14 protein-coding genes are annotated in these 20,591 nt (G+C 72.1%); 7 read left to right on the top strand and 7 right to left on the bottom strand.

Annotation, left to right across the window (positions count from 1 at the left end; all coding sequences use genetic code 11):
* Positions 1–31: 31 nt before the first annotated feature.
* From C892_RS0100535 to C892_RS0100525, 3 genes are all read left to right on the top strand, one after another.
* Positions 32–2,131 (top strand): UvrD-helicase domain-containing protein, encoded by a 2,100-nt coding sequence (locus C892_RS0100535; RefSeq protein ID WP_017555564.1) that lies wholly within the window; start codon positions 32–34, stop codon positions 2,129–2,131.
* 79 nt (positions 2,132–2,210) lie between these two features.
* Positions 2,211–4,499, top strand: coding sequence for a GmrSD restriction endonuclease domain-containing protein (locus C892_RS0100530; protein WP_017555563.1), 2,289 nt, complete (start codon positions 2,211–2,213; stop codon positions 4,497–4,499).
* A 387-nt stretch (positions 4,500–4,886) separates the two neighbouring features.
* Complete coding sequence (locus C892_RS0100525; RefSeq protein ID WP_017555562.1) at positions 4,887–5,081, top strand: hypothetical protein; 195 nt, start codon at positions 4,887–4,889, stop codon at positions 5,079–5,081.
* Positions 5,082–5,172: 91 nt separating this feature from the next.
* Here C892_RS0100525 and C892_RS0100520 read toward each other — a convergent pair whose 3' ends face one another.
* Entirely contained in the window at positions 5,173–6,216 is a 1,044-nt protein-coding gene (locus C892_RS0100520; RefSeq protein ID WP_239647208.1) for a trypsin-like serine peptidase, read from the bottom strand.
* 260 nt (positions 6,217–6,476) lie between these two features.
* Positions 6,477–7,706 (bottom strand): DUF6884 domain-containing protein, encoded by a 1,230-nt coding sequence (locus tag C892_RS0100515; RefSeq protein WP_239647207.1) that lies wholly within the window; start codon positions 7,704–7,706, stop codon positions 6,477–6,479.
* A 1,041-nt stretch (positions 7,707–8,747) separates the two neighbouring features.
* On the opposite strand from C892_RS0100515, the gene C892_RS0100505 reads away from it, so the two are divergent.
* Positions 8,748–11,306 carry a penicillin acylase family protein gene (locus C892_RS0100505; protein WP_051060456.1) on the top strand — a complete coding sequence of 853 codons (2,559 nt, stop codon included), beginning with the start codon at positions 8,748–8,750 and terminating at the stop codon, positions 11,304–11,306.
* On the opposite strand, the gene C892_RS0100500 is transcribed toward C892_RS0100505, so the two are convergent.
* Positions 11,303–12,520: a cation:proton antiporter gene (locus C892_RS0100500; protein ID WP_017555557.1), complete on the bottom strand. Its 1,218-nt coding sequence runs from the start codon at positions 12,518–12,520 to the stop codon at positions 11,303–11,305. The two genes, C892_RS0100505 and C892_RS0100500, sit on opposite strands and share 4 nt — an antisense overlap.
* Positions 12,521–12,612: 92 nt before the next feature.
* A complete protein-coding gene (locus tag C892_RS0100495) occupies positions 12,613–13,782 on the bottom strand; it encodes an FAD-dependent oxidoreductase (RefSeq protein ID WP_017555556.1) in 1,170 nt (389 codons plus the stop codon).
* 183 nt (positions 13,783–13,965) lie between these two features.
* Between C892_RS0100495 and C892_RS0100490 the strand changes: the two genes are divergently transcribed.
* From C892_RS0100490 to C892_RS0100480, 3 genes are all read left to right on the top strand, one after another.
* On the top strand, positions 13,966–14,937 hold the full coding sequence (locus tag C892_RS0100490; protein ID WP_017555555.1) for a bile acid:sodium symporter family protein: 972 nt from the start codon (positions 13,966–13,968) through the stop codon (positions 14,935–14,937).
* A gap of 184 nt (positions 14,938–15,121) precedes the next feature.
* Positions 15,122–16,057: a chymotrypsin family serine protease gene (locus tag C892_RS0100485; protein WP_017555554.1), complete on the top strand. Its 936-nt coding sequence runs from the start codon at positions 15,122–15,124 to the stop codon at positions 16,055–16,057.
* Positions 16,054–16,338, top strand: a complete 285-nt coding sequence (locus tag C892_RS0100480) for a hypothetical protein (RefSeq protein ID WP_017555553.1) — start codon at positions 16,054–16,056, stop codon at positions 16,336–16,338. Before C892_RS0100485 ends, C892_RS0100480 begins: the two co-directional genes overlap by 4 nt.
* 21 nt (positions 16,339–16,359) lie before the next feature.
* Here the strand turns inward: C892_RS0100480 and C892_RS0100475 are convergent, their stop codons facing one another.
* The 3 genes from C892_RS0100475 to speB all read right to left on the bottom strand — a co-directional run bounded on the left by C892_RS0100475 (position 16,360) and on the right by speB (position 20,573).
* Positions 16,360–17,799 carry an aminobutyraldehyde dehydrogenase gene (locus C892_RS0100475; protein WP_017555552.1) on the bottom strand — a complete coding sequence of 480 codons (1,440 nt, stop codon included), beginning with the start codon at positions 17,797–17,799 and terminating at the stop codon, positions 16,360–16,362.
* A gap of 58 nt (positions 17,800–17,857) precedes the next feature.
* On the bottom strand, positions 17,858–19,498 hold the full coding sequence (locus C892_RS0100470) for a thiamine pyrophosphate-binding protein (RefSeq protein ID WP_017555551.1): 1,641 nt from the start codon (positions 19,496–19,498) through the stop codon (positions 17,858–17,860).
* A gap of 130 nt (positions 19,499–19,628) precedes the next feature.
* Complete coding sequence (gene speB / locus C892_RS0100465) at positions 19,629–20,573, bottom strand: agmatinase (protein WP_017555550.1); 945 nt, start codon at positions 20,571–20,573, stop codon at positions 19,629–19,631.
* Between the last annotated feature and the right edge of the window lie 18 nt (positions 20,574–20,591).

Below are 20,591 nucleotides of genomic sequence, written 5' to 3'. Positions count from 1 at the left end.
CCGTGTCCCCGGACCCAGAAAGTGAGATCCCATGGCGCGTCTGGCCATCCACCGGAACCTGCTGAGCGACTTCGCCTCGCTGCAGAAACCCGTCCAGGAGCGGGTGAGCGAGGTGTTCTCCAAGTTCGAGAACGCCACACACGCGGGACTGCACTTGGAGAAGGTGAACAAGGCGCGCGACGACCGCATCCGCACCATCCGGATCGACAAGTACTGGCGGGGCGTGGTCCTGGCCCCCGAATCCGGCGACACCTACACGCTCCTCAAGGTCCTCGGCCACGACGAGGCCTACAAATGGGCCGAGCGCCGGAGGGTGTCGGTCAACGGCGCGACCGGCCGCATCGAGATCCGCGACGCGGAGGCCATCGACAGTTCGCTCCCGCAACTCGCCCGGATGGCCGAGAGCGCCCCCGAGCGCCTGTTCGACGGGGTGAGCGACGCCGACATGGAGCGGCTGGGCGTGGACGAGGAGACGCTGCGGTTCGCCCGCGCGCTGACCGACCCCGTCCAGTTGGAGGCCTCGAAGGGCTTCCTGCCGCAGGTGCAGTGGGAGGTCCTCTACGGCCTGGCGACCGGCATGTCCGCCGACGAGGTGTGGGAGGAGATGAGCGCCTCCATCACCGGCGAGCGGATCGACCCCGACGACCTGGACGCCGCCGTGCAGCGCAGCCCCGACCGCGTCGTGCTGGTCGACGGCCCCGACGAGCTGATGGCGGTGTTCGCCCGCCCGTTCGACCTGTGGCGGGTCTACCTCCACCCGATGCAGCAGCAGGTGGCGCAGGCCCGGTACCGCGGCCCCGCACGCGTCACCGGAGGGCCGGGGACGGGCAAGACCGTCGTCGCGCTGCACCGCGCCCGGACGCTGGCCGAGCGCGGGGAGGGGCGGGTGCTCGTCACCACCTTCACTTCGACGCTGGCCGACTCCCTCTCGGCCGGGCTGAAACTGCTCGCCGACGACACCCGGACCGCCGAGGCCCTGGAGAACGTCACGGTGGAGCACGTGGACCGCCTGGCGCACCGGGTCTTCCGCGAGGTGCACGGCCAGCCCACGCTCCTGCGGCCCGAGCGCGAGAGGAAGATGTGGAGCGAGATCGCCGAGCGCCTCGGGGTACCGTTCGGGCCCGGCTTCCTCGGCGAGGAGTGGAGGCAGGTCGTCATCGCCCAGGACATCTCCGATGCGGAGGGATACCTGGGTGCCAAGCGCACCGGGCGGGGCAGGCGCCTGGGCGCGACCCAGAAGGCCCGGGTCTGGCAGGCGATGTTCGAGTTCGAGCGCGCGCTGGAGAAGGAGGGGCTGTGGACGCACGAGACGGTGTGCGCCGAGGCCGCGCACATCCTCGCTGAAAAGGACGACAAGCCGTTCCGGCACATCGTGGTCGACGAGGCCCAGGACCTCAGCGCCGAGAAGTGGCGCCTGCTGAGGGCCGCGGTCCCCGAGGACCACGACGACCTGTTCATCGCCGGCGACACCCACCAGCGCATCTACCAGCACCGCATCAGCCTGCGCGACATGGGCATCGCCGTGGCGGGGCGCTCGACCCGGCTGCGGATCAACTACCGCACCACCGCCGACATCCTCGCCTGGAGCCTGGAGCTCCTGCACGGCGAGGCGATCGACGACATGGACGGCGGCCTGGAGACGATCGCCGGGTGCCGCTCGGAGGTCCGCGGCCTCGCGCCCCGGACCACGGGCTACCCCGACCGCGCGGCCGAGCTCCGCGGGGTGGTGGCGACCGTGCGCGAATGGCTGGACTCCGACATCCTCCCCGGGGAGATCGGCATCGCCGCGCGCTCCAACCGACTGGTCAAGGAGGTGTCCGACGCCCTCCAGGCGGCGGGCGTCCCCGCCACGGCGCTCTCCAGCGGCCACACCGACGCCGAACGCGTCTCGGTGGGGACCATGCACCGGATGAAGGGGCTGGAGTTCCGGTGCCTGGCGGTCGCGGGGGTCGATGCCGGTCAGGTCCCGGCGGCCGCCGCCGTCACGCCCGAGGGCGAGGACCCCGGGGCGCACGCGGCCGACCTCCTGCGCGAGCGCTGCCTGCTCTTCGTGGCCTGCACCCGCGCCCGCGAACTCCTCAGCGTGTCCTGGCAGGGCGATCCCAGCCCTTTCCTGCCCGAGTCGCGCTGACCCGGACGGACACGACGTCCCCACCGACGAGTACGAAACGACGAAACGACGAGCCGGACGAACCCCCGAAAGGTCGGCCATGGCCAAACTCTCGACCCTTCTCGACCAGATCGACGCCGGGACGGTGCTGCTCCCGGAGTTCCAGCGCGGTTACGTCTGGAACCGCGACCAGGTCCGCGGTCTGATGCGCTCGGTGTACCGGGACCACCCGGTCGGCGGCCTGCTGCTGTGGGAGACCAGCGCGGCGGACGTGTCGGTCCGGGGCGGACTGACAGGAACGGGCACGCACCTGATGCTGCTGGACGGCCAGCAGCGCGTCACCTCGCTCTACGGGGTGATCCGCGGCAAGCCCCCGGCGTTCTTCGACGGCGACGAGCGGTCCTTCAGCGACCTGTACTTCAACGTCGACAGCGAGGCCTTCGAGTTCTACGCTCCGGCCAGGATGAGCGGCGACGACCTGTGGGTGGACGTCACCGAACTCTTCAACACGGGCCTCGCGCCGTTCCTGCAGAAGTTCGCCGCCTACCCGGAGAAGTTCAACGTCTACGTCGAACGCCTCAACCGCCTCCACCAGATCACCGAGAAGGAGTTCCCGCAGGAGAAGATCACCGGTGCGGACCGCACCGTCGACGAGGTCGTCGAGATATTCAACCGAGTCAACTCTGGCGGGACCAAGCTCTCCAAGGGCGACCTGGCACTGGCACGGATCTGCGCCATTTGGCCCGAGGCCCGTAGCGAGATGCGGGCGCGCCTGGACGACTGGTATGCGGCCGGCTTCGACTTCTCCCTGGACTGGCTGCTGCGCAACGCCACGGCGGTCGCCACCGGTCGAGCCATGTTCAGCTCACTGGAGACCGTAGAGGCAGAGCCCTTCCAGCGCGCCCTAGGCCAGTCGGTCGAATACATCGGCGCCTTCCTCGACGCGGTCTCCGGGCGCCTCGGCCTGGACCACGACCGGGTGCTGATGGGGCGCTACGCGGTGCCGGCCGTTTCGCGGCTGCTGGCGCTGGAAGGGGGCTCCTTCCAGGACGCCCGCCACCGGGACAAGGTCCTGTACTGGTACATCCACACGGCGCTGTGGGGCCGGTTCAGCGGATCGACGGAGACGCACCTCCAGCAGGACTACGACGCCCTCGCCCGCGGCGGGGTCGACGGGCTCATCGCCAACCTGGAGCGTTGGCGCGGCGGCAGCCTGGACATCAACGCCTACGACTTCGAGGGGTCGACCCGCGGGTCGCGCTTCTACCCGCTGCTGTACATGCTGACCCGGGCGACCGGCGCACGCGACTTCGGCAGCGGGCTGGAGCTGAAGGCCGAGATGCTCGGCAAGCACTCCTCGCTCCAGTTGCACCACATCTTCCCCAAGGCGCTGCTGCGGGGGAACTATGAGCGGGGGCAGGTCAATGCGATCGCCAACTTCTGCTTCCTGACGCAGAACACCAACCTGGAGATCGCCGACCGCGCCCCTGAGGAGTACCTGGCAGAGGTGGAGGAACGGTTCCCCGGGACACTGGCCTCGCAGTGGATCCCCACCGACCCCGAATTGTGGAAGGTCGACCGCTACCTCGACTTCCTGGACGCCAGGCGGGAGCTGCTGGCCGAGGCCGCACGCTCGTTCCTGTCCGAGCTGCGCTCGGGTGAACGGGAGGGCGGTGAGGCGCTCGGCCGTGTGACGCTGGTCGCGGACGACGGCGAGAACGACCCGCGTGCGGTACAGGTGCGCGAGCTGGTCGATGAGCTCCTGCGGCTCGGATGCGCCGAACCCCGGCTCGACACGGAGATCGCCGACCCGGTCACCGGCCGGGAGCTGGCCGTCGCGGAGGCCTACTGGCCCGACGGCCTCCAGCCCGGCCAGGGCGACCCCGTCGTGCTGGAACTCGACCCGGAGCAGGCCGACCTGCAGCGCCTCCGGGAGTTGGGCTATGAGGTGTTCACCTCCCCCGACGCCCTGCTGGGCTTCGTCAACCGGCGCAACGCAGAGGCGGCGGGCGAAGAGGGTGAAGGCCCGGACGAGGCCGATGCGCCCTCGGCACCGGAGACGCCTTCGGCACCCGAAGACGGCGAGGCGGAGCTGCTGAAGCGCTTCGACCGGGCGATGCGGGACGTCTACGACCGCGCACAAAAGGAGGCCGGGTACACCGCGACCTACTTCCTCGGCATGCTCGCCGACCACGGCCCGTTGGAGACGGCACGCAGGCTGCTCGCATCGCCGGCCGTGTCCGACGGGTTCGCCTCGCTCTGGGAGCGGGGGCGGCTCGACCTGACCGTGGAGGCACTGGTCTGCCGCCCCGAGTACGCCTCCCTGTTCAGCGAGACCGAACTCGGCCGCGCCCGGATGCGCCTGGAGCAGTTCGGCTACCGTCTCTGAGGGCGATCCTGAGGCATTGCACGGGCGGTGCCGCAAGGTTCCATTGCGGCACCGCCCCGGGCGTGGCCTCCTCGGGCCTGCACGGCTCGCCGGGACACCTCGCCAGGACTTGAGGAGCCCCCGGAAGCCGTGCCGCCGCGCCCGGACGGGAGCGGTCGAACCGATTCTCCTGCGGCCGGCGCACAGCGGATCGGGAACCGAGCGAGGACGATTCATCCACATCCACGGGAGCGGATGTCCGGCCGTGCCGTGACGGTGGACACCGTGCACCTCTCCTCTGGGACGCGCCCCCACGTGCGCCGATCGCGGCGTCTCTTCGGTCCGTCGGCCGCTCGCTCCGCCACGGTAGGGCTCGTGGAAACGGGGCCTGGTCACTAGCATGGCGGGATGAAGCGCAGAACCGTCGCCCTCCTCGGGGCCGTCGGTGCCGGCGGGCTCGCCTTGACTGTGGTGGCCGTCGTCGCCACCGTCCACCGGGCGGACGCCCCCGACGCGACCACGAGCGTGAGCAATCCGCGGCCTCCCGGTGAGGTCTCCGAACACTGGACCGACGAGCGGATGGAGCGGGCCGAGCCGAGATGAGCCCTCCCCGTGCCTTCCCCGTCCTGGTCGGCGCCGGAACGGGGAAAGCGGCCGGCCGGGCGCGCGGCCTGCACGCCCCGGCCGTCAGGGGTCAGGAGATGTCGTTGTAGACGTTGATCGCCGCGTCGCCGTGGTTGGGCGAGTGGACGTCCAGGTCGACGGGGTCACCGTCGGCGTCCTTCTCGGAGTTGCTGTTGAGGCCCACGATGTAGCCCCAGCCGCGGTCGGTCTCCAGGTCGTCCAGCCACGGGCCGCCGCTGGTCCCCTGGGCCATGTCGCACTGGTGGACCAGTTCATCGGTGAACCAGCCGGCGTCCTCGGTCGGCCCGGTGCAGTACCACAGGTCCTCGCCGGTGAAGTCGTCACGCTCGTACCCGTTGGCCGGGAAGCCGAAGTGGTGCACGTTGTCGAACTCCTGGCCGTAGTTGAACCGGTAGCCCTGTGCACCCGTCACGTCCTGCAGGTCCCCGCGCTGCGGCTGGAGGTTGAAGCGCACGGCGCCCAGGTCGTACTCGTAGTTGCGGTCCTCGGTCCAGCCCTTGACCGTGACGGCGCGCCGCCACTCCCAGCGCCCGTGCGGCTCCCGGCCGTTGTCGGCGTCGGGCACGAACATGAAGGCGCTGTGCCAGCCGTCACTGCCGCCCTCGCCCGCGTGCAGGCAGTGGCCGGCGGTCCAGACCGTGTTGCGGTTGTCGGTGTTGATCACCGAGCCCGAGCAGCGGGACGGGTCGCCGTTCTCGTCGTCGAAGTAGAGCTGGCCCATGGTCAGGGCGGGCATGCTGCCCTGGTTGCCCCACCGCTGGGCGGTGGAGCCCTGCAGGGGCGTGGCCCCGTCCGGGGCCGGCCGCGCTCCGGCGGGCGGGGCGCCCTCACCGGTCAGCGCGGGCAGGACGTCCTCGGGCGGAGGGCTCGGCCGCTTCTGAGCGTCGGTCCGCTCGGGAGGCGCCATCGGCTCGGCGGAGCGCATCCGCTCCTCGGTCCAGTGGGCACTGATCTCGCCCTGAACGGCGACGTTGTCGGAGGCCACCGCTGCGGCCTCGGGGGCCGCCTCCTGCGCGGCGGCCGTCGGAGCCGCAGAGGCCACCAGCGCGGCCGCCACGGCGAACAGGGACATGCTCCGCAAAGGCACACCCATGGGGATTCCTTCCACCGGCCGTGAGCCGGAATTCGGGGGATGGTCGGGCGCGGAGCCGGACGGGCGGCGGCGGGGCCGCGCACGAGGAGTGTCGCCCGCCTCGCAGGGCTCCGCGTCGACTGCAGACTGTCACTGTGACACTGGGTGATCAATATGGCGCGGAAGGTAGGGAACCCTTATGTCGCACGCCCCCGTTCCGGTGGCCTGGGAGCCTGGTACGCCCCACGGCCGCATGCGGACACCAGGGTCCCGGAACGGTGTCAGGACGAGTTGCGGCCGTGGGGCCGCCGCAGTGTCGTGAGCCGGTCGCGGACAGGGTTCCGCGGCATCTTGCTCAGATTGAGCGGAGGATCCAGGGCCGCGAGCACGGCGGCCTCCAGGTCCCCGAGTGCATCCGCATCGTCGACGGGAACGGCGATCAGTCGCAAGTGCCGGTGCATCCATGCCGACAAACGCTCCTCGTCGATATCGGGCTCGTCCCAGGCGCTCGCCAGAACCGACCCGAGACTGCGGCGGAATGTCGAGAACTCGTGGCGACGGCCGAGGTGCATGCTCCGGATACGCCCCCACAGGGTGTTCCTCGATCTCCTCCCGCTGCGCGGCCTCGTCGCCCCGGCCTGCCCTGCGTAGATGAGCCCCGGCTCGACCGGATGGCGCAGGCCTGCCGCAAGCTCGCAAGCGCCGTCCCGGTCGACCCACCAGCTGTACAGGCCGGGGGTGCGAAGGCCTGCACCGCCGGTGGCCTGGAACTCGGCCGGCGTCACGGCGCTCCCCGGGGCGCAAAGCCGTTCGACGAGCTCCGGAACTTCCGGCGCGTCCACGGAGGCAGGCGATGATGGCGCTGCCGGAGGAGCACCGTCCCGGTACCAGGACAATCGCTTCCCCAGGGAAAGGCCGCGGAGAGGTTCCTCCACTTCGGCGCCCTCGCTTCGGAGGAGGTCTCGGATGGCATCGGTATACGCGGACCCGGCGTGCAGGTGGACGACTTTCCCGTCCAACGGACCGATGGTCTCGGTGAGCTGCCCGACGACGCGGATCCCCCACGCCCGCCTGTAGTCACGGGGCTGGGCGGACAGGCGGCGTTCATAGGGCTCCAGCACGGTCTCCGGCCGGACGAGTCCGTGTTCCGCGGAAAGCACGAACCAAGGGGCGCCCGTCGATTCCGCATAGGCGCGCTGCTTGAGGAAGAGAGGCGAGGTGTACAGGTCCTGCGCAGGAGCCGATCGGTCGAGCTTGGTCTTCACACACCCGACCAGAACCACGATACCGGCGGCGCCTGACACCCGCCGGACGAACGTCACCGATTCATGGAACTTGACGTCCACCGCGGTGAATCCCCGCCATCTCGAGCGGTCGCCTCTCCAGAAGGCGTCGTACACGTAAGCCGACCGAGGCAGCCCGCCTATCATCTCCTCGAGTTCGGCCCACGTGTACGTCACACGATCCTCGACCGATGCCAGTGCGTTGCGAAGCGGAGTCCAGTCGGCCATGTACGGATTATGGACCATTCGGTGGGCCTCGACGAAGCGGCGGGGCAGGACGCGGCACGGATGTCCGAACGGCTGAACGCCCTTGCCTCAGGGGAGGAGCGCCTCGCCCTGGTCGAGACTTTGTTGGCACACCGCCGTGCGGATCGATCGGAGACGGAGCCGGTCCGCGCCGGACCCGGAAGTGTCCGGGTTCTGGCAGCATGGCCGCCGGGTGGGGCCCGTCCACATGGAGGGCTGGGCCTCCGAGGTCGGCTGGAGCAGCAAGCGCCTGTGGTTGCGTTTCCGCGCGCAGATCGCGGTCTGCCGCCCAAGCGCGCTGCGAGGCTGGACCGGTTCGACCACGCGGCCCACCTTCTGGCCGCAGGTCGGAGCGTGGCCGGGGTAGGCACGGACAGCGGCTATGCCGACCAGCCCCACCTGCACCGCGACGTCATGGCGTTCGCAGGGATGCCCCCTGGCGAGGCCCCCGGCGACCCGTGGTTGGCAATCGACGACGTCGTCTGGCCCGTCCTGCCCCGGCGCGCCGCTCTTCCGGAGCCGCCCGCCCCTCGAGCGCCATCACCAGAGCTCTCGCCAAGTCGGATTCGCGGATAATTTGGGAACATTCACAACAAGGCCCCGTACACCTCGCCCAGAAAATCACTGAAACCATCGGCGAAGCGATTTCGACGCGACCATCCTCACAGCACAAGAAGATCACTCAACCATTCCCTGTAAAGTCGGTCGAGACCTCCTTCCAAACCGAGACCTGATTCAAAATACAGGGAACGGATCGCGCCAGACCAACGAGAGGAATACACCCCCTGAAACCGTATCAGCGTCGTCGACAATAAATTCGACCTTCGCCTTCTACAGCCACATCCGAACGGCCGCCCCGCCTTTTCCTCTCACACCAGGGCGCCACCTTGCCCCTCGGAGCGCTGGCCGCAGCCGGCGCACGTATAACCCTCTGCCGCCGAGGCCGACCGGCAGCGACGCGGCCGGGGCCCATGATCACCCCCGGCGTGCCGTCCTCCCAACTGGTCGGTCTATATTGCACATATGGTGCGTATCACACGGCCCGTCAAACGATGGGTCCTCATCCCCCTGTCCGTGGTCCTCGTGCTCGTGCTGGTGGCGGCCGGGGTCGGGTTCTGGACTGTTCAGCGTGCGTTTCCGCAGGTGGACGGGGAGATCGCGGTGCCGGGGCTGGAGAGCGAGGTCACGGTGTACCGCGATCGGAGCGGGATCCCGCAGATCTACGCGAACTCGGCCGAGGACCTGTTCGAGGCCCAGGGCTTCGTCCACGCCCAGGACCGGTTCTGGCAGATGCACTTCAACCGGATGACGACCTCCGGACGCCTGGCGGAGATGTTCGGTGAGGAACAGGTGGAGACCGACGTCTACCTGCGCACCATGGGGTGGCGCCACGTCGCCGAGCAGGAGTACGAGCTGCTCGAGCCCGAGACGCGGGCCTACCTCGACGCCTATGCCGAGGGCGTCAACGCCTACCTGGACGAGCGCGACGGCGGTGAGCTGGGACTGGAGTTCTCCGTGCTCGCGTTCCTCGCGCCGGACCACGAGGTCGAGGAGTGGACCCCGACCGACAGCCTCGCCTGGCTCAAGGCCATGGCCTGGGACCTGCGCGGCAACATGGAGGACGAGATCGAGCGCGCCTCCCTGCTGGCCTCCGGGCTCGACCGGGAGCAGGTCGAGGAGCTGTACCCGGACTTCCCGGAGGAGGAGCACCCCACGATCGTGCAGGAGGAGGACGGGAAGGGGGATGAGGAAGGCCCTGAGGAGGCGCCGGCGGACGACGCGCCGGCCCCGGCCGCCCCCGTCCTCCAGGAGGTCGGCGCGGGGCTGGACTCGGTCCCCTCCCTCCTCGGTCCCGAAGGCCCCGACCTGGGGTCCAACTCCTGGGTGGTCTCCGGCGAGCACACCGCCTCGGGCCTGCCCGTCCTGGCCAACGACCCCCACCTGGGCCCGCAGATGCCCTCCATCTGGTACCAGACCGGCCTGCACTGCACCGATCCCGGCGAGGCGTGCCCCTTCGACGTCACCGGCTTCTCCTTCGCCGGGCTGCCCGGCGTCGTCATCGGGCACAATGCCGACGTCTCCTGGGGCTTCACCAACCTCGGCCCCGACGTGGCCGACCTGTACCTGGAGCGGATCGAGGACGGCGCCGCCATCGTCGACGGAGAGCCCGAGCCGCTGGACACCCGCGAGGAGACCGTGCGGGTGGCCGACGGCGAGCCGGTCGAGTTCACCGTCCGCTCCACCCGCCACGGTCCCGTGCTCTCCGACGCCGAGGCCGCCCTCGACCTGCGCGGGTTCGGCGAGGCCCCGCCGGTCGACACCGACGGGGAGCCGGTCGAGCGGACGGGTGGAGAGCCTGAGGACGGCGGGTACGCGGTCTCACTGGCCTGGACGGCGCTGACCCCCGGCACGACGGCCGACGCGATCTTTTCCATGTCCACGGCCTCGGACTTCGAGGAGTTCCGCGACGCCGCGCGCTCCTTCGAGGTCCCCGCGCAGAACCTCATCTACGCCGACACCGAAGGCACCATCGGCTACCAGGCCCCGGGCACCGTCCCGGTACGCGGCAAGAGCGACGGCCGCTGGCCGGCCCCCGGCTGGGACTCCTCCTATGACTGGGAGGGTTACCTCGACTTCGAGGACCTGCCGTCGGTGCGCAATCCCGACTCAGGCGTCATCGTCACCGCCAACCAGGCCGCCGTCGGTTCCGACTACCCGCACTTCCTCACCGAGGACTGGGACCACGGCTACAGGGCGGCCCGCATTCACGAACTCCTGCAGGAGGAGATCGACGCCGGTGACGGACTCACCGCCGAGGACATGATCCGCCTGCAGATGGACACCGCCCACCTGGGCGCACGCGACGTCGTGCCGTTCCTGCTGGAGGCGGACGTCGACGGCCCCGCGGCCCGGGCCCAAGAGGTCCTGGCCGACTGGGACATGGACCAGGACGCCGACTCGGCCGGAGCGGCGTTCTACAACGCCGTGTGGCCCCGCCTACTCGACCTGACCTTCGACGAGCTCCCCGAGGAGTATCCGATGGGCGGGTCGTCGCGCGGCTGGCTGGTGGTCTCGCGGCTCCTTGAGGACCCGGACTCCCACTGGTGGCAGGGCGAAGAGGTGAGCGGCCGGGACGCGGTCCTCGCCGCGGCCATGGAGCAGGCCGCCGACGAGCTGTCGGAGCGCTTCGGCGACGACCCGTCCGGGTGGCGCTGGGGCGAGATGCACACTCTCACCCCCACACACCCGTCCCTGGGCACGTCGGGCATCGGCCCGGTCGAGTGGATCTTCAACGGCAGCCCGGTCCAGACGTCCGGAGGCTCCAGCACCGTCAACGCCACGGGCTGGGACCATGCCGAGGGCTATGAGGTGACGTGGGTGCCGTCCATGCGCATGGCCGTGGACATGGACGACCTGGACGCCGCACGCTGGATCGACCTGACCGGTCCCTCCGGGCACGCCTTCCACCCGGACCGCGGTTCCCAGACCGAGGCGTGGGCGACCGGGGAGACCGTTCCGATGCCCTTCACCCGTGGTGCCGTGGAGGAGGCGGCTGAGGACACCCTCGTTCTCGTCCCCTAATCCCCTGGGGACGGGGCGGTTCCGTTCTCCGCACGTGCCGCGCGGCGCAGCAGGACCCCTCCGACCTGGGGGAGCACCAACACGCTGAGCATCGCGGCTCCCACCAGGGACGCGGACAGCGCTCCGTCGAGGGCCCCGGTCTCCTGGCCGATGGCCGTCAGGACCACCACCAGGGGTAGCGCCGTCGCCGACATCAGGGCCAGCGGCGCGCGCTGCCCTCCGGGCAGGTCCCCCTTCGACAGGAGGTAGTCCGGGCCTCCGCGCACCACCAGGAAGGCCGCCAGGAACACCGGGACCAGCAGCAGGGCGACCGGGTCGGACAGGAGCGCCCTCAGGTCGAAGCGGACGCCGGTCATCACGAAGAACAGGGGGATGAGGAACCCGAAGCCGAGCGCGTCCATCTTCGACTCGACCTCCTCCGCCTCCTCGGGGTGGTTGGTCGTGAGCATGAGCCGCACGATCACCCCGGCGGCGAACGCCCCCAGCAGCGCGTCCAGCCGCATGCTCGCGGCCACCCAGACCAGCAGGACGGTCAGCAGCATGCACAGCCGCACCGCCAGCTGCGCGCTGGAGCCGAGCGTGGCCCTGAGGAGCCGTCCCAGCCGCTCCGAGGGCGGGCGGGTGGCCCGCCAGGCCGCCAGCCCTGCCAGTGCGAAGAACCCGAGCAGCAGGAGGGTGCCCTCCAGCGGGCGGTAGCCGCTGAGCAGGAGGGCGATGAGCACGATCGGCCCGAACTCGCCCACCGTGCCCGACGCCAGGAAGCGCGTGCCGAAGGGGCCTTGGAGCGCCCCGGCATCGCGCAGGATGGGCAGCACCGTTCCCAGCGCCGTGGTGGTCAGCGCCAGCCCGACGATCAGCGCCGTCTGCGACGCCCCGAACGCCGCCCCGGCCAGGAGCAGTCCTACAGCGACCGAGACGATCCAGGCCAGCAGCGCGCGCCTGAGCGGACGCCCCGCGATCCGGGCGAAGTCGATCTCGTACCCCGCCATGAACATCAGCAGGGCCAGTCCGAGGTCGGCGAGCATCCCGACGGCCTCGTGCTCGTGCACGACGCCGAGGACCGCCGGCCCCAGGACGATGCCGAAGACGATCTCCAGGACGGTGGCCGGGATCAGCACCCAGCGCGCGAGCTGGTCGCTCACCAAGGGCGCCAGGAAGGCCGCCACCAGGATCACGAGCAGGATGCCCAGGGCTTCAGCGCCCGCCTCTTCCACGTCTCCCCCTCCGCCGAACGCAGGGGAACCCTATGGCGCGCAAGGGGTGTCACCCGGGGTGACACGCCCAGGTGCGCGCCCTGCCTGCGGGGTCAGGAGCCCGTGGTGGGGGCGGTGAGCGGGATGTCCCAGTCGAGCGCGCGGGAGAGCTCCTCCTCCCGCCGGCGAGCGGTCTCCGGGTCGACCGGATCCACCGGGCGCTCCAGGCTCATGTCGCGGCTGCGTCGGACGTTCTCCTCGGCCCGCCCTCGCCGCACCTCCTCGTAGGCGTTCAGGGCCGCCTCCGTCCCGTCGCAGTCCCGCAGCGCCTTGGCCAGCACGACGGCGTCCTCGGCCGCCATGGAGGCGCCCTGCCCCGTGGCCGGGGAGGCGGCGTGCGCGGCGTCCCCGATGAGCAGCGCGCCCCCCTTGCGCCAGGGGGCGCCCGGCGCGATGTCGTGGGCGTTGGTCGCCATCACCCGCTCCCCCGTCGCCTCCACGATGCGCGCGGGGACGGGTGCGTCCCCCAAGGCCGGCATCAGTCGGCGCTCCCAGGCCCCGGGGGCAGGGGAGGAGAGCTCCTCACGCGTCAGTTCCGGGGCGCTCAGGCGGGCGAACCAGAACACCTCGCCTTCCGGGGAGACGGTGTAGCCGAAGAACCAGCCCTGGCCCCGGATCATGTCGATCCTGCCGCGCGCGTGCGGCGGCTCATGGTCGCGCGTGTAGCCGTAGAAGATGTTCTGTCCGGCGTAGCGGATGCCGGCCGCGCCCCCTCTGCCGGGGTCGACGTAGGACCGCACGGACGAGCCGAGCCCGTCGGCACCCACCAGTACGTCGCCCGAGGCCTCGCCGCCGCCGGAGAACACGGCCGAGACGCTCCCCTGACCGTCGTGGCGTGCGGAGATGAAGCGCTCCCCTTGGCGGACGGTGATCCCGCGCCGCACCGCCTCGTCGTGCAGCGCACGCCGCAGGTCCGCCCTGCGCAGGCAGCGGAACCGGCTGAGCGGGTCCCCCGGCGCGTCCAAGCGCCGATCGGCCTGCACCTGCCCGTCCGGCGTCGCCGAGCGCAGGTCGGTGAGCGCGAACCCGGTCTCGGCCACCGCCTCGGCCGCCCCCAACCGGTCCAGGGAGCGCATGCCGTTGCCCGCGATGGTCAGGAACGCCCCGATGTCCTCGCCGCTGCGCGGGTGCGCCTCGTGGACCGTGGCAAGGACCCCGACCCGCTCCAGTGCCAGTGCGGACGCGAGCCCTGCGATGCCGCCCCCGATAATGAGCGCGTGCACGGTGGCACCACCGTCCCTTCCGCAGCCGTCGGGCCCCTGCCGTCGCCCCCACTCTGCCACCCCCGCCCTGCACCGCCGGCGCCCCGCCCGGTTCCGGCCGGCGGCGCCGCCGTAGAATTCCGCGGGTCGGACGCGCCCGGAGCGGCGCGGATGCCCCGGATGCGGTGAGGGAGTGAGCGGACCATGGCGTTCTTGGAGCGCATCGCCTCGTTCGTGGGGCGCTGGTTCGCCCTGCTGGTCCTGGCCGGAGCGGTCGCCGGGATGCTGCTGCCGGAGCGCTCCGCCGCGCTGGCCCCGCACATCGCTCTGCTGCTGGGCGTGATCATGTTCGGGATGGGCCTGACGATGCGGCCGGTGGACTTCACGATCGTCGCCAAGCACCCCAAGGCGGTGCTGCTGGGGGTGGCCGCCCAGTTCGTGGTGATGCCGCTGCTGGGCTGGGGCATCGCCCACCTGTTCGGCCTGGAGCCGCTGCTGGTGGTGGGGATGGTGCTGGTCGGCGCCTCGCCCGGCGGGACGGCCTCCAACGTCATCGTCTACCTGGCCCGCGGCGACGTGGCCCTGTCGGTGGCCATGACCTCGCTGTCCACGCTGCTGGCGCCCCTGGTCACGCCGCTGCTGGTGCTGGGGCTGGCCGGGTCGACGCTGCCGGTGGACGCGGGTGATCTGTTCGTGTCGATCCTGGAGGTCGTCCTGGTCCCGGTGCTGATGGGCCTGGCCCTGCGCGCGCTGGCCGGCCGCCTGGTGGCCCGGGTGCTGCCGCTGCTGCCGCTGGTCTCGGTGGGCGGCATCGTGGTCGTGGTTGCCGCGGTGGTCGGCGCCAACGCCGACGCGGTCGCCTCCACCGGCCTGCTGCTGGGCGCCGCGGTGGTGCTGCACAACCTGTGCGGCCTGGCGCTGGGGTACGGCGTGGGGCGCGCCACGGGCCTGCCGGAGTCGGCGCGCCGCGCGGTGGCCATCGAGGTCGGCATGCAGAACTCGGGGCTGGCCTCGGCGCTGGCGGCGGCCCACTTCGCCCCGCTCGCCGCGCTTCCGGGCGCCCTGTTCTCGGTGTGGCACAACATGTCCGGGGCCCTGGCGGCGACCCTGTGGGCGCGCCGCCCGACCGGTGAGGCGGCCGACGGGGGGCCGGATCCCGCGCGTTCTTCGCGCTAGGACGGGAGATCCGGCGCGGCCGGGGTACAACCGCAGGTAGGACGCACCGCGGAACGCCTTTCCCCAGGGTATGGGCGGTGTTCCGACCGGCGCGCCCCGCACCTGCACAACTACTGTCCGTATTCGAATGTGAGCCGTCCGTACATGCCTGCCGAGCGGCCCCTCCCCTCCCCCCGGAGACGCCATGCACCTGGATTCCTGCCGAGAACTCAAGAACAGACTGCGCGGCCGGATGGTCGCCCCCGCCGACGCCGCCGCCCCCACCCTCGCCCTGGGGATCGGTGAGCCCCAGCAGGGCCGGTTCAGGCTGGCGGTGCGGGTGCGGGAGAGCGCACCCGTGAGCGACCTGCTCGCACGGATCTCCGATGAGGCCCGCGGCGAGGTCGACGTCGTGGAGGTGGGCGAGGTCCAGGCCCTGTCCCCCTTCGCCCCGGACGCCCTGCGCAAGCCGCTCCGGCCGCTGGTCCCCGGCTGCTCGGTCGGCCACCCGGAGGTCACCGCCGGCACGCTCGGGGCGTTCGTCGAGGTCGACGGCGCGCTCTACGCGCTGTCCAACAACCACGTGCTCGGGAACACCGGCCGGGCGAGCATCGGCGACCCGGCGCTGCAGCCCGGCGTCGCCGACGGCGGCCGCGAGGACTGCGACCGCGTCGGCGAGCTCGCCGCGATGAGCGAGCTGAGCGACGTGCGGGCGAACGTGGTGGACGCCGCGATCGCGCGGGTCGACGACCGGGCCGGGCACGACCCCGGCCGCTACCCGGGAGGCCCCGTCACCGGGGCCGCCCCGGAGCCCGGGGGCGCGAGGGCCGTGGAGAAGGTGGGGCGCACGACCGGGCACACCCGCGGGCGGATCACCGCCTTCGAGGTGGACGGGCTGCGCGTGGCCTTCCCCGGCGGCACGCTGGTCTTCGACGACCAGCTGGAGGTCTCCGGCGACGGCGGCCCGTTCAGCGCCGGCGGCGACTCCGGGTCGCTGATCTGGACCGGCGAGGAGCGCGAGGCGGTCGGCCTGCTGTTCGCCGGCAGCCGCTTCGGCGGCCCCGACGGCACCGGGCTGACCTACGCCAACCCGATCTGCGCGGTGCTGGAGGCGTTCGGCGCCCGGCTGGCCGCGCCGTGACGACGCTGCGCCAGGCGAGGCTGGCCAAGCGGCTCGTCCGCCGGTGGCTGGGCGACGACCCGCGGGTGCGGGGCGTGGGCATCAGCGGCGGGCCGCAGGCCGGCTTCGCGGTGGAGGTCCTGCTGGAGCGCCCGCTCGACGAGGCTCCTCCGGACCGCCAGCCGGTCGACTCGTCCGAGGACGGGCCGGGCGAGGTCCCCCTGCTCTGGCACGTGGTGGGGCCGGTCGAGCCCCGGGAGCAGGATTCGGGGCAGGACCCCGGGCAGGGGCCGGGCGGCTGACCGCCGCCCGGCCCCGCCCTGTCAGGCCAGGGCGCTCATCACGTGCTTGACCCGCGTGTAGTCCTCCAGGCTGTAGGCCGACAGGTCCTTGCCGTAGCCCGAGCCCTTGAACCCGCCGTGCGGCATCTCCGATGCGAGGCCGCCGTGGGTGTTGACCCAGACGGCGCCGAAGTCCAGCTCGCCGCTCATGCGCAGCGCGCGGGCGTGGTCCCGGGTCCACACCGACGACGCCAGCCCCTGCTCGACCCCGTTGGCCAGTTCGACGGCCTCCTCCTCGGTGGTGAAGGACTGCACGGTCAGGACCGGCCCGAAGATCTCCTCGCGCACGATCTCGTCGTCCTGGCGCAGGCCCGAGACGACGGTGGGCGCGATGAAGTAGCCGCGCTCCCCCGCCCGGGTGCCGCCCGTCTCCACCTTGGCGTGCGAGGGGAGGCGCTCCAGGAGCCCGAGGACCCGGCCGAACTGGTCGGCGTTGTTGAGCGGTCCGAAGTCGGACTCCTCGGTGGCCGGGCGGCCGGTGCGCTGCTCCGACGCGCGCGCTACGAGTTCGGCGGTGAAGGCCTCGCGGATCGGCTCGTGGACGATGACCCGGCTGGCGGCGGTGCAGTCCTGCCCGGCGTTGAGCATCCCGCCCGCCAGGATGCCCTGCACGGCCGCGGGGATGTCGGCGTCCTCGAAGACCACGGAGGGGGCGTTGCCCCCGAGCTCGAGGTGCGGGCGTTTCAGGTCCTCGGAGGCGGACTTGGCGACCTGGACGCCCGCGCGCGTGGATCCGGTGAGCGAGACGAGCTGCGGGACGCGGTGCTCGACCACGAGCCGCCCGGTGTCGCGGTCCCCGGGCAGGACGTTGAGCGCGCCCTGGGGAAGGCGGGGGGCGGCGATCTCGGCGAGCATCACGGTCGTGGTCGGCGTGCTCTCGGCCGGCTTGAGCACGACGGTGTTGCCCGCCGCGAGGGCGGGGGCGATCTTCCAGACCGCCATCATCAGCGGGTAGTTCCACGGCGTGATCTGCGCGCACACCCCGACCGGCTCGCGCCGGATCCAGGAGGTGCAGCCCTCCATGTACTCGGCGGCCGAGCGCCCTTCAAGGTGCCGGGCGGCCCCGGCGAAGAAGCGCAGGTTGTCCACGCACATCGGGATCTCCTCCTCCAGCATGGAGGAGCGGGGCTTGCCGGTCTCGCGGCATTCGGCGTCGGCGAACTCACCGGCCCGCTCACGCAGGGCGTCGGCGATGGCGAGCAGGGCGTCCTGGCGCTGGGCCGGGGAGGCCCTGCGCCAGGTGCGGAACGCGCCCTGGGCCGCCTCCATCGCGGCCTCCGCCTCCGGGGCGCCGCACACGACCGCCTGCCCCGCGCGCGCTTCGGTGACCGGGTCGGTCAGCTCCAGGGTGCGGCCGTCGGCGGCGGGGACGAAGTCCCCCGCGATGAAGGCCGGCAGGGTGTCGAACTCACGAGTGCGCATCGGGTCGGTCGCCTCTCTTCTTCGGTTCATCGTCGAACGGGTGCGCTCCACCGGCCGGTCAGTCCAGGTAGGTGGGGGCGAACATGCGCAGCACGGCGGGCAGGACGACGACGCTCGGGCCGGGGGCGGCCAGAGCGGCGGCCAGGTCGTCGCCGAGCCGTTCGACGCTGGAGAGCACCGCGGGCACCCCGAAGGACCCGGCGAGCGCGGCGAAATCGGGGCGGGCCAGTTCGGTGTGGGAGGCGCGGCCGAAGGCGCCGTTCATGTACTCGCGGAGGATGCCGTAGCCGCCGTCGTCGACGATCAGCCAGGTGACGTCCAGGTCGTGCTGGCGGGCGGTGGCCAGCTCGGCGATGCCGTACATCGCGCCGCCGTCGCCGGAGACCGCGAGCACGGGCCCGTCGTGGGCCGCGGCCGCTCCCAGCGCGGCGGGCAGGCCGTAGCCGAGGCCGCCGGTGCCCTGGGCGCTGTGCATCGCGCCGCCCCTCGGGTCCCAGGCCGACCAGGCCCAGTAGCCGAGGACCGTCATGTCCCAGTAGCTGGGGGCACCGTCGGGCAGCGCCTCGCGCACGGCCTGGAGGACGCGGATCTCGGTCTCCAGGTCCTGTCCTGCCAGGCGCTCGGCCACCTTGCGCTTGACCTGGGCGGTCTCCCGCTCGGCGCGCTCCCGGCGCTCAGCGCGTTCCGAGCCCTCCCGAGGCCTGAGGCGCGCCGAGATCGCCTCCAAGGCGGCGGCCGCATCGGCGTGGAGGCCGAGCGCGGTGCCGTTGGCCTCCAGCTTGCCCAGGTCGGCCTCGATCTGGATGACACGGCCCTTGGGGCGCATCGTGTGGTAGTTGCTGGACAGCTCACCCAGGCCGGAGCCGACGACGAGGAGGACGTCGGCCTGCTCCAGGTAGTCGGTGGTGTGGCGGTCCTCCAGCCAGGACTGCAGGGAGAGCGGGTGCTCCCAGGGGAAGGCGTCCTTGCCGCCGAAGGTGCAGGCGACCGGCGCCTGCACGTGCTCGGCCAGGCGCAGCAGCGCGTCCTGCGCCCCGGCCCGGGACACACCGCCTCCTGCGAGGACGACGGGCCGCTCCGCCCCGTCGAGCAGGCGCACCGCCTCCTCCACCAGCTCGGCCCGGGGGCGCAGGGGCTCCGGGGCGCCGTCGACGTCGGCGACCGCGGGCAGCCCGGCCGGGCCGAGAAGGACGTCCTGAGGGATTTCCACCCAGGTGGGCCCTGCGGGCCCCGACGCGGCGCTGCGCCAGGCCTCGGCGATGGCCGAAGGGATCTGCGACGCATGGCGCACCGTGTGCACGGACTTGACGACCCCTCGGGCCGCGGCCGACTGGTCGGGCAGCTCGTGCAGGAACCCGCGCCGCGCGCCGCCCAACCCCTCGGAGGGGATCTGGCTGCTGATGCACAGCACCGGCGCCGACGCGGCCGCCGCCTCCTGGAGGGAGGCCAGGGTGAGCAGGGCCCCGGGCCCGGTCGACACCAGCAGGGGCGTGACCTCCCCCGTCAGGCGCGCGTGCCCGTCGGCGGCGAACGCGGCGTTGTTATCCACCCTGCTGGAGACGAACCGCACCTCGGGCCGGGCGTGCAGGGCGTCGAACAGTCCGAGCGCGTGCTGGCCGGGGATGCCGAACGCGGTGTGGGCCCCTAGGGCGATCAGCGTCTCGACGGCGACATCGCCGCCGTTGCGGGGTCGGGTCACGGGGCACGGCCTTTCGGTGCGGTTCAGTGCGGTCCGGTGCGGTTCGGCTCGGGTGGACGGCTGGGTGCTTTCGGGGCCGCGGCGCCGCCCCGCAGGGAGCGGACGGGAGGGGCGGCGCCGCGGCGGCCGCTCAGCCCTTGTTCAGGGCCAGGACGCTGACCAGGTCGTAGGCGACGTGGCTGGCGGCGGTGGCGGTGATCTGGGCGTGGTCGTAGGCCGGGGCGACCTCGACGACGTCGGCGCCGACCAGGTTGCACGAGCCCAGGCCGCGCAGGATCTCCAGCAGTTCGCGGCTGGTCATCCCGCCCGCCTCGGGGGTGCCGGTGCCCGGGGCGTGCGCGGGGTCGAGCACGTCGATGTCGACCGACACGTACAGCGGCCGGTTCCCCACCCGCTGCCGGAGCGCGTCGGAGATCTCGTCGACGCCCTTGCGCATCACGTCGGCGGCGGTGACGATACCGAAGCCGAACCGGCGGTCGTCCTCCAGGTCCTTCTTGCCGTAGAGGGGGCCGCGGGTGCCCACGTGGCAGATGGCCTCGGTGTCGAGGATGCCCTCCTCCACGGCCCGGCGGAAGGGGGTGCCGTGGGTGTAGGGCTCGCCGAAATAGGTGTCCCAGGTGTCCAGGTGGGCGTCGAAGTGCACCATCGCGATCGGGCCGCGCTGAGCGTGCAGCGCGCGCAGCAGCGGCAGGGCGATGGTGTGGTCGCCGCCCAGGGTGACCATGCGGGTCCCGGCCTGGAGGAACCCGGTGGCGGCCTCCTGGAGGGTCTCCACCGCGTCGCCGACGGAGTAGGGGTTGACCGCGATGTCGCCGCCGTCGGCCACCTGCACCTCGGCGAAGGGCGACACGTCGAGTCCGGGGTTGTAGGGGCGCAGCAGGCGGCTGGCCTCGCGGATGGAGGCGGGGCCGAACCGCGCGCCTGGCCGGTAGGAGACGCCCGTGTCGAAGGGCACCCCCACCACCGCGATGCCGGCGTGGTCGACCTGGTCCAGCCGGGGCAGGCGGGCGAAGGTCGCCGGCCCGGCGAACCGGGGGACGCGGCTGGAGTCGGTGGGGCCGATCGGTGCGGACATCGTGGAAGGCCTTCCTGG

The sequence above is a fragment of the Nocardiopsis baichengensis YIM 90130 genome (assembly GCF_000341205.1).
GTDB classification, from domain to species: domain Bacteria; phylum Actinomycetota; class Actinomycetes; order Streptosporangiales; family Streptosporangiaceae; genus Nocardiopsis_A; species Nocardiopsis_A halophila.
The sequence above is the reverse complement of the archived record's forward strand: the minus strand, read 5'-3'. Positions and strand labels throughout refer to the sequence as shown.